The organism is Streptomyces sp. NPDC039480 (assembly GCF_055597165.1).
Window position 1 is genome coordinate 161988 of sequence record NZ_JBVITX010000006.1, and the last position, 11805, is coordinate 173792.

The window sequence follows — 11805 nt, forward strand, 5'->3', positions numbered from 1 at the left end:
GCACCATAAGCCGTGGCCAGAGGTGCCGCGCGGCTCAGCCCGCGCGGAAGGCCCGCAGCCGGCGGTAGGCGTCGAGCCCGTCCGGCACCCACTCCCACTCGTCCAGCCGCCGCTCCAGCTCGTCCTCCGTGACGAAGGAGTGCCAGGCGACCTCCTCGACCTGCGGCCGCACCTGCAGCTCGCACCGGACCTCGTAGAGGTACGACCACCAGGACTTCCCCGCCCCGTCGTCGTACAGGAACTTGAACAGCGGAGTGGGGCGCGGCAGCCCCCGCACGCCCAACTCCTCCTCCGCCTCGCGCAGCGCCGCGTCGTCGTACGCCTCGCCCGCCCCGACCACACCGCCCACGAACATGTCGTACAGCGAGGGGAAGACCAGTTTGGTCGGGGTGCGCCGATGCACGAAGACGCGGCCCTCGGCGTCCCGCACAAGGACGAACACGCAGCGGTGCCGCAGCCCGCGCGCATACGCCTCACCGCGCGGCGCCGCACCGACCACGTCGTCGTTCTCGTCGACGACAGTGATCATCTCCGCACGGGGATCGGACACGGGGCCATGGCTCGACGTCATGCCGCCCATCCAACCCGACTGAGCGGTTCGGTCACCACCGGATACGCTGGCTCGCTGTACACCGACGGGAAGCTGAGCAAGGTGAGCAAGAAGAAGTGCTGACAGGTAAACCTCACGAAGGGGCTCCCCTCGTCCTGCGCACGCCCTGGTGGCTCAACCTGCTTGCGCTGGCAGTAGCGATCGTCCCCTGCCTGGTCCTCGACCTCCCCTGGTACGTCGCCGCCGTAGCAGCGTTGATCACCGGAACCGTCGCCGATCGGGCCTGGGCGGCGATCGAGCGCCGAGCCGGCGGGCACGACTAGGTGGAGGGCCGTCCGCACGTCCCGCGCCCCCGCCCCGGCCGGACCTTGCTCACTGCCCCATCACGTACTTGACCGTGGGCCCGGCCGTCCAGCCGCCGTCGACGGCCAGTTCCGCGCCGGTCACGTAGGACGCCGCGTCGGAGAGCAGGAAGATCATCGCGCTCGCGATCTCGTGCGGTTCGCCGACGCGGCCCATCGGGGTGTTGGGGTACTTGCCCTCGCCCCGCTCGATGCCGAGTTCGGCGGTCATCGGGGTGTACGTCATGCCGGGGTGGACGGAGTTGACGCGGATCCGGGCCGTGCCGAGTTCGACGGCGCCGAGCTTGGTGAGGCCGCGCACGCCCCACTTCGACGCGCCGTAGCCCGCGGTGAGCGCGAGGCCCATCAGGCCCGCGGCGGAGGAGATGTTGACGATCGAGCCGCCCCCGGCCTCCTTCATGGCGGGCACGACGGTCTTCATGCCGATGAACACGCCGGTGAGGTTGATGTCGAGGACCTTGCGGAAGTGCTCGACGGACTCCGACTCCAGGAACTGGCCGGTGGATATCCCGGCGTTGTTCACCAGGCCGTGCAGCGCGCCGAACTCGGCGACCGCGAAGTCGGTGACGCGCTGCCAGTCCTCCTCGGACGTCACGTCGTGGTGCGCGAAGCGGGCGCGGTCGCCGAGCTCGACGGCGATGGCGGCGCCCTCCTCGTCGAGCACGTCCGTCAGGACGACGTTGGCTCCCGCGGCGACGGCCTGCCGGGCGGCCTCGGCGCCGAGCCCGCGTGCGGCGCCGGTGATGACGACGGTCCTGCCGGTCAGGTCGTGCTGGGTCATGGGGTCTCTCCAAGGGGCATGGGTCGTGCCAAGGGTCAGGGTCATGGGGTCGTGCCAAGGGTGGGTCGCGGGGCCCGCAGCAGCGCCGCGGTGGTCTCGACGAGGTCGGCGAGGAAGACGTCCTCGCCGGTCAGGGGAGTGGTCCCGGCCAGGTACTGACGGGCGCGGTCGCCCAGGGCGGCGCCGATCAGCGTGAGCGCGAGGTCGAGCCGCTCCAGACGCACCGCCTCCGGCAACCCGGGCGCGAGGCACTCCTCCAGACGGCCGATCACGGTCCAGTAGACGGTGCCGGCGATGGTGGGGTGCGGAGTGCGCGTACGCACGCCGCTCTCGTGGCTGAGCTGGGCGGAGATCCGCAGACAGCGCCGCCCGCGCTCGGTGCGCAACTCGCCCGCCTCGGCGTTCACCAAAGCTGTCAGCAGTCCCCGCAGATCCGCCGCGGCACCTCCGGCGCGCTCGAGCTCGGCGGCGAGCACCCGCTCGGTGCGCTGCTGGCGAGCGGCCATCACGGCGTCGAGGAGACCGCCGCGGGAACCGAAGTGGTACTGCACCGCGGAGGGGTTGCTCTGCCCCGCGAGCCGGACGATGTCGCGCAACTGGGCGCCGTCCACGCCCTGGGCGGCGAAGACCTCCTCGCCCGCGCGGATGAGCTTCTCCCGGGTCTCCGGGCCCGACGTCCTTGCCATGCGCCCATGTTAATGCTGGCCATTATTAAAAGCGAGGGGAGGTTTCCCGTCGGCCGCCCGGTTGACGTCCGTCACGCCGCTGCCCAGGATTCGACCTGCACGGACATGACCCACCAGTAACGTCGCGGGACCTTGTCGAGGAGGACGACCTCTATGGCGTACGACGCAGATGTGATCGTGATCGGGGCAGGGCTCGCCGGACTGGCGGCGACCGCGGAGCTCGTCGACGCGGGCCGCCGGGTCATCCTTCTCGACCAGGAGCCGGAGCAATCGCTCGGCGGTCAGGCGCACTGGTCCTTCGGCGGCCTCTTCTTCGTGAACTCGCCCGAGCAGCGGCGGATGCGGATCAAGGACTCCCACGCGCTCGCCCTCCAGGACTGGATGGGGACGGCGGCCTTCGACCGGCCTGAGGACCACTGGCCGCGCAAGTGGGCCGAGGCGTACGTCGACTTCGCCGCCGGTGAGAAGCGGCCCTGGCTGCACGGCCAGGGCGTCAGGTTCTTCCCCGTGGTCGGCTGGGCCGAGCGCGGCGGCTACGACGCGCAGGGCCACGGAAACTCGGTCCCCCGCTTCCACATCACCTGGGGGACGGGCCCGGGGCTGCTCGCGCCGTTCGTGCGGCGGGTGCGCGAGGGGGCCGCGCGCGGCCTCGTCGAGCTGCGGTTCCGGCACCGCGTCACCGGACTTACGCGCACCGGCGGCAGCGTCGACACGGTCACCGGCGAGATCCTGGAGCCGTCGGCCGTCGAGCGGGGCAAGGCCAGCAGCCGCGAGGTGACCGGGAGCTTCGAGCTCCGGGCCCAGGCGGTGATCGTCACCTCCGGCGGCATCGGCGGCAACCACGACCTCGTCCGCGCCAACTGGCCCGAGCGGCTCGGCACCCCGCCCCGGAAGATGATCTCCGGAGTCCCGGCGCACGTGGACGGCAGGATGCTCGGCATCACGGAGGACGCCGGGGCCCGCCTCATCAACCGCGACCGCATGTGGCACTACACCGAGGGCATCGAGAACTGGAACCCCATCTGGGAACGGCACGGCATCCGCATCCTGCCGGGCCCCTCGTCCCTCTGGCTCGACGCGCAGGGCAAGCGCCTGCCGGTGCCGCTCTTCCCCGGCTTCGACACGCTCGGCACCCTCGACCACATCATGAAGACCGGCTACGACTACACGTGGTTCGTGCTCAACCAGCGCATCATCGGCAAGGAGTTCACCCTCAGCGGTTCCGAGCAGAACCCCGACCTGACCGGCAAGTCGGTGCGCGGCGTCGTCGACCGCGCCAGGTCCGAAGTGCCGGGCCCCGTCAAGGCGTTCATGGACCACGGCGTCGACTTCGTCGTCGAGAAGGACCTCGGCGCCCTGGTGCGCGGCATGAACGCGCTGACCGAGAAGCCCCTCATCGACGAGGACGACCTGCACCGCACCATCGCCGCCCGCGACCGCGAGATCGCCAACCCCTTCACGAAGGACCTCCAGGTCACGGCCGTCCGCGGCGCCCGCAAATTCCTCGGCGACCGCCTCATCCGCGCCGCCGCACCGCACCGCCTCCTCGACCCCGGGGCGGGCCCGCTCGTCGCCGTCCGCCTCAACATCCTCACCCGCAAGACCCTCGGCGGCCTGGAGACCGACCTCTCCTCGCGCGTCCTGACCGAGGGCGGCGAGCCCCTGCCGGGCGTGTACGCGGCGGGGGAGGCCGCCGGATTCGGCGGCGGAGGAGTGCACGGCTACCGCTCCCTCGAAGGCACCTTCCTCGGTGGCTGCCTCTTCTCGGGACGCACGGCGGGCCGCGCGGCCGCCCGAGCGGTGAACTGACCGGGCCTCCAGCGGGAGTTGAGCGGGAACCGACCGGCGGAGGGTAGGGGAGGCCGCCCGGGTGGCGGGCGAAGTCTGCGGATTTCGAGACGAGTTGGTGAAGGCCGGGCGCCGCCGGGCCTTGACGTGGAGACGTGCCTACCGCTTTGCTGTGCGTGATCATCCGCTCGCAAGCCGCGCCGGGGAGGACGTCCCGCGGTGTCACCACCCCCACCCCCACTGGGCCGTTCCCGCAAAAAGGCCGCGGGGCACGCCTTCGACGCCGCCCTCGACGACGCCGAACTCGTCACCGCCCGGGCGGCACTCGCGCAGGGCCGCTGGACCGAGGTGCGCGCGCTGCTCGCCGCCACCGGCGACGACTGGGACCGCAGGGGCCACCGCTTCGACGTACTCGGCCAGGAGCCGACCACCACCGCATGGGCCCGCGACTGGCAGCTCGCCGAGCCCGAGAGCCACGACGCCGAGGTGCTGCTCGCCTTCGCCGCCGTGCACAAGGCGCTGCGCGGCAAGGAGCGTTCGGACCGGGTGCGGGCCCGCTGCCGCGACGCCGCCGCGCGCGTCCCCGCCGACCCCACCCCGATCCTCGCGCTGCTCCTCCTCGAACGCTCGCTGGGCCACGAGGAGGACGTCGTACGCCTCTTCGACGAGATCCGGCACCGCCACCCCGAGCACCACCACGCCCACCACCTGATGGTCGCCCGGCTCGCCGAGCGGCGCCCCGGCGCGGGCCAGGACCCGATGCACGAGGTGTACGACTTCGCGGCCTGGGCCGCCGAACAGGCGCCCGCCGACTCGCCCCTGGCAGTGCTGCCCGTCGTCGCGCACGCCGAGCGCTACCGCGTCCTCGCCGCCGCCGGCCTCGAACCGTCCGACCCGGCCGCGTCCGGACACTGGGTCGGGCGGCGCGCCCGCGGCGTCATGAAGGCCGCCTTCGACTGGTGGCTGGAGTGGGAGACGCCCGACGAGCCCGCCCACCCGCGCTGCCACGTCGACCTCAACTTCCTCGCCCACGCGAAGTCCTGCGAGGGCCGGGCCGCCGAAGCCGCCGCGCTCTTCCACCGCATCGGACGGCACGCGACCCCGGCCCCCTGGTCGTACCCGGACCGGGACCCGTACGCGGCGTTCACCGCCGCGCGGGCCACCGCGTTCGGCGCGGCCTGACGGCACATTCTCCGGAAGTACGCCCTCTGACAGTACGTCCCCGATCAGTACCCCCCGAAAGGACAACCGCGCCATGGCGACGGGAAGTTCAAGCCCGAGCGGCACCAGATCCCCGAGTGAACCGACGGGTGACACCGGGATCAGCACGTACAAGGGACAGGAGCAGGCGCTGCGCGCGGGCCGGCTCGGCACGGCCGGACTGCTGCTCTCCGTGCTCGCCGCGACCGGGCCGCTGATGGTCGTCGCCGGCGTCATGCCCACCACCTACGGCGTGATGGGCGTCGTCGGGCAGCCCCTCCTCTTCCTCATCCTCGGCGTCGTCCTCGCGCTCTTCAGCCTCGGGTACGCCGAGATGAGCCGGCACGTCCACAACGCCGGCGCCTTCTACGCCTACATATCCCGCGGCCTCGGCGGCACCGCGGGCGCCGGCGCCTCGCTGGTCGCCCTCGTCGCCTACAGCGCCCTCCAGGCCGGCCTCTACGGACTGCTCGGCTTCGAGGTGTCGGGGCTGCTCCAGACGTACTTCGAGGTCGAGGTCGCCTGGTGGATACCGGCGCTGGTCACCGTGGCCCTCGTCGGCGTCCTCGCCTGGCTGAAGATCGACCTCAACGCGCGCGTGCTCGGCGTACTGCTCCTCATCGAGGTGGCGCTCGTCGTCATCTTCGACATCGCGGCCGTCGTCGACCCGGCCAAGGAAGGCCTGTCGCTGCACGCGTTCAACCCGGACACGCTCACCGGCGCGGGCGTGGCCACCTCGCTCTGCTTCTGCATCGCCGCCTTCACCGGCTTCGAGCAGGCTCCCGTGTACGCCGAGGAGACCAGCCGCCCGCAGGTCGTCGTCGCCCGCGTGATGTTCTTCGCCGTGGGCTTCGTCGCCGTCTTCTTCGCGCTCAGCTCCTGGGCGCTGACGGTCGCGGCGGGCCCGTCCGGCATCGTCCCTGCCGCCCAGGAACAGAGCGCGGGACTGCTCTTCGGCCTCACCGAGTCCCGGCTCGGCGGCACCTTCACCGACGTCCTGCACGTCCTGTTCGTCACCGGCATGTTCGCGGCGATCCTCAGCTTCCACAACGTCGTCGCGCGGTACGCGTTCGCGATGGGCCGCGAGGGGCTGCTGCCCGCCGCGTTCGGCCGCACGAACACATCCACGGGCGCGCCGGGCACGGGTTCGCTGCTCCAGACCGTCATCTCCGTGGTGGTCGTGATCGGCTTCGCTCTCGCCGACGACGGCAAGGCGGGCGACCCGACCGCACCCGTCCTCCATCTGTTCACCTGGGGCGGCAACATCGGCGCCCTCGGCGTGATCCTGCTGATGGCCACCGCGTCCGTCGCCGTCATCGTCTTCTTCGCCCGCCGCGGCGCCGCGCGCGCCCAGGCCTGGCGCATCGCCGCGTCCGCGCTCGCCGCGGTCGGACTGCTCGTCATCGCGGGCTACACCGTCAAGGACTTCGACGTCCTCGTCGGCGCGGGCGAGGGCTCCGCGCTCAGCTGGGTACTGCCCGGCGTCATCTTCGCCGCGGCGGCGATCGGCGTCCTCTACGGCCTGATCCTGCGCTCCAGGAACCCGGAGGCCCATGCGCGGATCGGCCTCGGGAACGAGGCGTTCCAGCTGGAGAAGGCGTCGGGCTCGCCGGGGGCGTAACGGTTGCACGTGGCTCGGTCGGTCACCGGCTTCGCCGAGTTCGTCCTCAATCGCCGGACGGGCTGGATATGCCGACGGCCGCGCTGGAATTTCCAGCGCGGCCGTCGGCACATCCGGCTATGGCCGTGAACGCTAAATGATCAGCGAAAGGAGCAGGACCAGCGCTCCCGCCACCACGGAGATGATCGTCTCCATGACGGACCACGTCTTGATCGTCTGGCCGACGTCAAGGCCGAAGTACTCCTTGACCAGCCAGAACCCCGCGTCGTTGACGTGCGAGAAGAAGAGCGAACCCGCACCGATCGCGAGCACGAGCAGCGCCGTGTGCGAGGTCGACATGTCGGCGGCGAGCGGCGCCACCAGACCCGCCGCGGAGATCGTCGCGACCGTCGCCGAGCCCGTCGCGAGCCGGATGGCCACCGCGATCAGCCAGGCCAGGAGCAGCGCGGGGATCGACCAGTCCTTGGAGAAGTCAAGGATCATCTGGCCCACGCCGACGTCGATGAGCGTCTGCTTGAAGCCGCCGCCCGCGCCCACGATCATCAGCACGCCCGCGATCGGGGCGAGGGACTTCTCGACGGTCGTCGACAGCCGGTCCTTGGTGAACCCGGCCGCGCGGCCCAGCGTGAACATGCCGACGATCACCGCGGCGAGCAGGGCGATCAGCGGCGACCCGATGACGTCGAAGACCCGCTGCACGGTGGCCTCGGGGTCGTCGACCACGATGTCCACCAGCGCCTTGGCCAGCATCAGCACGACCGGCAGCAGTACGGTCGCCACCGTCGCGCCGAAGCCGGGACGCTTGTCCAGGTCCTCCGACGGGCGCTGCGGGATCATCTTCTCGGGGGCAGGTACGTCCACCCAGCGGGCGGCGACCTTCGAGAACAGGGGGCCCGCGATGATCACCGTCGGGATCGCGACGAGGACGCCGAGCGCGAGCGTGACACCGAGGTTGGCCTTGACCGCGTCGATCGCGACGAGCGGGCCGGGGTGCGGCGGGATGAGCCCGTGCATCACGGACAGGCCGGCCAGCGCCGGGATGCCGATCCGCATCAGCGAGTAGTTGCCGCGCTTGGCGACCATCAGGACGACCGGGATCAGCAGCACGATGCCGACCTCGAAGAAGAGCGGCAGACCGATCACCGAGGCGATGAGGACCATCGCCCAGGGCATCGAGCGCCCGCCCGCCTTGGCGAGGATCGTGTCGACGATCTGGTCGGCGCCCCCGGAGTCGGCGAGCAGCTTGCCGAGGATCGCGCCGAGCGCGATGAGCACACCGACACCCGCGACCGTCGAGCCGAGCCCGGCGGTGAAGCTGGCGATGGCCTTGTCGAGCGGGGCGCCGGCGAAGGCGCCGAGCGCGAGCGACCCGACGGTCAGCGCGAGGAACGCGTGCAGCTTGAACTTGGTGATGAGCAGGACGATGACGGCGATGCCCGCGAGGACGGCGATCCCCAGCTGGGCATGGCCCGCCGAGGTGATCGGCTCGACGGACTCCGCTGCCAACATCTCGACGCTGAGATGGGTCACGGTGCTTTCCTTGTACGTGGGTGAGTCGTGCCCCGATAGGGGCGCGGGGAACTGCGCGACCAGCCACATGCGGCCCGCAGACGAAGTGCCTAGTCGAGGTCCCTCAAGGCCACGACCGCCCGGTCGGCAATCTCCTCCGGGGACCCGGCGACGTCGACGCCGACGCCCGCCTCATCCGCCCCGAGAGGCTGAAGCGTGGCGAACTGGGAGTCGAGCAGCGCCGTCGGCATGAAATGCCCCTGCCGATGCGACATCCGGTCCTCGATGAGGGCCCGGTCACCGGTGAGGTGGACGAAGACGACATCGGGCGCGGCGGCCCGCAGCCGATCCCGATAGCTCCGCTTCAGCGCCGAGCTGCTGACCACCCCGCCGAGCCCGGCCCGCCCGTGCGCCCAGGCGCCGATGGCGTCGAGCCAGGGCCACCGGTCGTCGTCGGTGAGCGGCGTGCCGGAGGACATCTTCGCGATGTTCTCCGCCGGGTGGAAGTCGTCGCCCTCGGCGTAGGGAACGCCGAGCCGGTCCGCGAGCAGGGGCCCGATCGTGGTCTTGCCGGTCCCTGCCACGCCCATGACCACGACGACGTGGGGGGTGCGCCGATCCTGCATCGCGTACTGCCTCGCTGTCTTCATCGACATCGGTCGGTTGTTCACGTCACTGAAACCCATTAGGTCTGACGAATTCAAGAGTCTGTGACATAAAAGTCTGACTTATTGTTCCCGGGTCGCTCCTCGTAGGCTTCCGTCATGACCGCACACGCCCGAGGGCTGCACTCCCGCGTACTGGAAAGCCTCGGGCCCGCCATCACCGCCGGCGAGTACCCGCCGGGCAGCGTGTTGCGCACGGACGAGCTGGGCCAGCGCTTCGAGGTGTCCCGCTCCGTGATGCGGGAGGCGGTCCGGGTCCTGGAGTCCATGCACCTCGTCGAGTCCCGCCGCCGCGTGGGCGTCACCGTGCTGCCCGCCGAGCAGTGGAACGTCTACGACCCGCAGGTCATCCGGTGGCGCCTCGCCGGTGCCGACCGGGCGCGGCAGCTGCGCTCCCTGACCGTCCTGCGGTCGGCGATCGAGCCGGTCGCCGCGGGGCTCGCCGCCCGGCACGCCACGGCCGCCCAGTGCGCGGAGCTCACCGAGTGCGCCCTCGGGATGGTCGCCCACTCGCGCGGACACCAGCTGGAGGGCTACCTCAAGCACGACGTCGCCTTCCACCGGGCCATCCTCAACGCGTCCGGCAACGAGATGTTCGCCCGGCTCGGCGATGTCGTCGCCGAGGTCCTCACCGGCCGTACCGCGCACCAGGTGATGTTCGAGGACCCCGACCCGCCCGCCGTCACCCTGCACGTCCAGGTCGCCGAGGCGGTCAGGGAGGGCGACGCGGTCCGTGCCGAGGCGCTGACGCGGGAGATCGCCCTGGGCGCCCTGGAGGAGCTGGACATCCTCGCGCCCTGAGATCCCGGCGCGCACCCGGTCGGCGACAATGGACGCCATGTCCCGACGCGCGCCACGCCCCACCGCCACGCCCTGCCCCTGCGGGCAGCCCCTGTCGTACGAGAAGTGCTGCGGCAGGCTGCACCGCGGCGAGGCCGCAGCGGCCACCCCCGAGGAGCTGATGCGCTCCCGCTACAGCGCCTTCGCCGTACGGGACGAGGGCTACCTGCTGCGCACCTGGCACCCGCGGACCAGGCCGCCGCACATCGACTTCGACCCGGCGCTGCGCTGGGTGGGCCTGGAGATCGAGGAAACCACGGAGGGCACGACCTTCCACACCACGGGCACAGTCACCTTCCGGGCCCGCTACACCGACAGCGGCCGCCCCGACTCCCTGCACGAGAAGAGCCGCTTCGAGCGCGTCGACGGGGCATGGGTGTACGTCGACGGCACGTTCATCGACTAGGGACGAAGTACCTCACCGCACATCCCCGAACTCGCTCAACACCCCCGGCGGAGCAAGCGCGTTGACGTAGTGCCCCGGCCCGTGGTCCTCGAACGAGTACGTGAACGGAATCGTCCGCGTCAACGCGAGACGCGCCGCGAAGAACGCGAGGGGTGCCACCACCGCGAGCCCGGCGAGGCTGTCCATCTGCGGATAGTGCAGGCCGGGGTCGCGCACCTCGGCCCAGCCGCCGGCCCGCGGCCCCCGCGCCAGCTCGGCCAGCGAGCGCCCCGCCGCCCGCGCCCTGCGGCCCGCCATCCGGCGCAGCTGCCCGCGCAGCAGGTCGCCCGGGAGCGACACCGCGTCGATCGCCGTCTCCGCCGCGAAGGCGAGCGTCCCCTCCGCCACCCCGCGGGGCCTGCGGTAGTGCAGCTCGCGGCCGAAGGGGGCGTACGGCCCGACGGGCCGCGGCGGCAGCGCGGGCACGACGTCACGGTCGAAGATGTAGCGCAGCAGCCGGTCGCGCAGCACGTACTCGCCCCGGTGGTCGGTGGCCCGCGCGCAGGCGTCGGCGAACTCGGGCCCGCCGAGCAGCGGCTGGCCGAAGGTGTAGACGGCCCGCAGCCGCTCGGCGACGGAGTGGTAGCGCGGCTCGTGGGCCAGGACGACCGCCATCAGCGCGGCCATCGCCCCGCCGAGGCTGTGTCCGGTGATGTACAGCGCCTCCATGCCGTCGCCGCGTACGCCCTTCTCCTCGGGGTCGACCGACTCGCCGCGGGCCGCCCGGTCGAGGGCCTGCATGATGAGGTGCCGGGTGGCGCGCATGTTGCGGTAGAAGCCCGCGTGGACTTCGTGGCGCTCGCCCGCCAGGTCCACGCAGAGCGTCTCCGGGCGCACGTCGGCGTCGGTGAGGATGCTGATGATGTCCTCGGGCTGGGTGCCGCGGTAGCAGAGGATCACCACCCGCCGGTCCTTGTCCTGGATCAGATACGCGGCCGACGCGATGTACATGGCGTCCACCCGCTGCTCGAAGACGCGGCAGCGGTTCTCCTCGAGGCCCAGCCTGGACATGATCATGGCGACGGTACGCGGATCGCCGACGCGCCCGGCACCGGCGTACGCGTACGCGGCGCACGTCGCCATGGTGTGCGGGACGGGCCCCTCGGGGTCCGGCAGGCCCTTGCCCGTGGCCAGCAGGTCCACCAGGTTCCGGTGGACGGGGAAGGCCGGGTGCCCCGGCGCGCCCTCGGTGGGCTCCTTGAACGGGCGCAGCTCCGCGAAGCTCGGCCCCCTGGCGAAGTCGTCCCGCATGGCGTTCCCCCACGACGAGCGGTGACTGCAACGGAGTGGTGAGCACACCACCGGCCCGGCGCACCGTCAACCGGCCCGCGCCGCGGCGCCGGACACCCGACGGGACT

12 protein-coding genes are annotated in these 11805 nt (G+C 71.7%); 6 read left to right on the plus strand and 6 right to left on the minus strand.

The annotated features are described in order from the left end of the window. Positions 1 to 34 precede the first annotated feature (34 nt). On the minus strand, positions 35 to 571 hold the full coding sequence (locus ACZ56E_RS20315; protein WP_471215926.1) for an NUDIX hydrolase: 537 nt from the start codon (positions 569 to 571) through the stop codon (positions 35 to 37). 95 nt (positions 572 to 666) lie between these two features. Here ACZ56E_RS20315 and ACZ56E_RS20320 point away from each other — a divergent pair, with 95 nt between their 5' ends. Continuing rightward, entirely contained in the window at positions 667 to 873 is a 207-nt protein-coding gene (locus ACZ56E_RS20320; RefSeq protein ID WP_471215928.1) for a hypothetical protein, read from the plus strand. Between the two features lie 49 nt (positions 874 to 922). Here ACZ56E_RS20320 and ACZ56E_RS20325 read toward each other — a convergent pair whose 3' ends face one another. Then, positions 923 to 1693, minus strand: a complete 771-nt coding sequence (locus tag ACZ56E_RS20325; RefSeq protein WP_471215930.1) for a glucose 1-dehydrogenase — start codon at positions 1691 to 1693, stop codon at positions 923 to 925. A gap of 41 nt (positions 1694 to 1734) precedes the next feature. Continuing rightward, entirely contained in the window at positions 1735 to 2379 is a 645-nt protein-coding gene (locus ACZ56E_RS20330) for a TetR/AcrR family transcriptional regulator (RefSeq protein ID WP_471215932.1), read from the minus strand. 153 nt (positions 2380 to 2532) lie between these two features. Here ACZ56E_RS20330 and ACZ56E_RS20335 point away from each other — a divergent pair, with 153 nt between their 5' ends. The 3 genes from ACZ56E_RS20335 to ACZ56E_RS20345 all read left to right on the plus strand — a co-directional run bounded on the left by ACZ56E_RS20335 (position 2533) and on the right by ACZ56E_RS20345 (position 6988). After that, a complete protein-coding gene (locus tag ACZ56E_RS20335; protein WP_471215934.1) occupies positions 2533 to 4188 on the plus strand; it encodes an FAD-binding dehydrogenase in 1656 nt (551 codons plus the stop codon). Positions 4189 to 4386: 198 nt separating this feature from the next. Further along, positions 4387 to 5349 (plus strand): hypothetical protein, encoded by a 963-nt coding sequence (locus tag ACZ56E_RS20340; protein WP_471215936.1) that lies wholly within the window; start codon positions 4387 to 4389, stop codon positions 5347 to 5349. Between the two features lie 73 nt (positions 5350 to 5422). Beyond that, entirely contained in the window at positions 5423 to 6988 is a 1566-nt protein-coding gene (locus tag ACZ56E_RS20345) for an APC family permease (RefSeq protein WP_471215938.1), read from the plus strand. Positions 6989 to 7120: 132 nt separating this feature from the next. Here the strand turns inward: ACZ56E_RS20345 and ACZ56E_RS20350 are convergent, their stop codons facing one another. Further along, on the minus strand, positions 7121 to 8518 hold the full coding sequence (locus tag ACZ56E_RS20350) for a GntT/GntP/DsdX family permease (protein ID WP_471215940.1): 1398 nt from the start codon (positions 8516 to 8518) through the stop codon (positions 7121 to 7123). A gap of 89 nt (positions 8519 to 8607) precedes the next feature. Next, positions 8608 to 9123: a gluconokinase gene (locus ACZ56E_RS20355; protein ID WP_468612278.1), complete on the minus strand. Its 516-nt coding sequence runs from the start codon at positions 9121 to 9123 to the stop codon at positions 8608 to 8610. Positions 9124 to 9261: 138 nt separating this feature from the next. On the opposite strand from ACZ56E_RS20355, the gene ACZ56E_RS20360 reads away from it, so the two are divergent. Together ACZ56E_RS20360 and ACZ56E_RS20365 are read left to right on the plus strand one after the other, a co-directional pair. Then, positions 9262 to 9963, plus strand: coding sequence for a FadR/GntR family transcriptional regulator (locus ACZ56E_RS20360; RefSeq protein WP_471215942.1), 702 nt, complete (start codon positions 9262 to 9264; stop codon positions 9961 to 9963). A gap of 37 nt (positions 9964 to 10000) precedes the next feature. Beyond that, positions 10001 to 10408 carry a YchJ family protein gene (locus ACZ56E_RS20365; protein ID WP_471215944.1) on the plus strand — a complete coding sequence of 136 codons (408 nt, stop codon included), beginning with the start codon at positions 10001 to 10003 and terminating at the stop codon, positions 10406 to 10408. 12 nt (positions 10409 to 10420) lie between these two features. On the opposite strand, the gene ACZ56E_RS20370 is transcribed toward ACZ56E_RS20365, so the two are convergent. Next, positions 10421 to 11698: a lipase family protein gene (locus tag ACZ56E_RS20370; RefSeq protein ID WP_471215946.1), complete on the minus strand. Its 1278-nt coding sequence runs from the start codon at positions 11696 to 11698 to the stop codon at positions 10421 to 10423. Between the last annotated feature and the right edge of the window lie 107 nt (positions 11699 to 11805).

What these genes read in the sequence shown, in the direction of transcription:
- ACZ56E_RS20315 (WP_471215926.1), bottom strand. Translation starts at nt 571, where the DNA reads ATGACGTCGAGCCATGGCCCCGTGTCCGATCCCCGTGCGGAGATGATC.
- ACZ56E_RS20325 (WP_471215930.1), bottom strand. Translation starts at nt 1,693, where the DNA reads ATGACCCAGCACGACCTGACCGGCAGGACCGTCGTCATCACCGGCGCC.
- ACZ56E_RS20330 (WP_471215932.1), bottom strand. Translation starts at nt 2,379, where the DNA reads ATGGCAAGGACGTCGGGCCCGGAGACCCGGGAGAAGCTCATCCGCGCG.
- ACZ56E_RS20335 (WP_471215934.1), top strand. Translation starts at nt 2,533, where the DNA reads ATGGCGTACGACGCAGATGTGATCGTGATCGGGGCAGGGCTCGCCGGA.
- ACZ56E_RS20345 (WP_471215938.1), top strand. Translation starts at nt 5,423, where the DNA reads ATGGCGACGGGAAGTTCAAGCCCGAGCGGCACCAGATCCCCGAGTGAA.
- ACZ56E_RS20355 (WP_468612278.1), bottom strand. Translation starts at nt 9,123, where the DNA reads ATGCAGGATCGGCGCACCCCCCACGTCGTCGTGGTCATGGGCGTGGCA.
- ACZ56E_RS20360 (WP_471215942.1), top strand. Translation starts at nt 9,262, where the DNA reads ATGACCGCACACGCCCGAGGGCTGCACTCCCGCGTACTGGAAAGCCTC.
- ACZ56E_RS20365 (WP_471215944.1), top strand. Translation starts at nt 10,001, where the DNA reads ATGTCCCGACGCGCGCCACGCCCCACCGCCACGCCCTGCCCCTGCGGG.
- ACZ56E_RS20370 (WP_471215946.1), bottom strand. Translation starts at nt 11,698, where the DNA reads ATGCGGGACGACTTCGCCAGGGGGCCGAGCTTCGCGGAGCTGCGCCCG.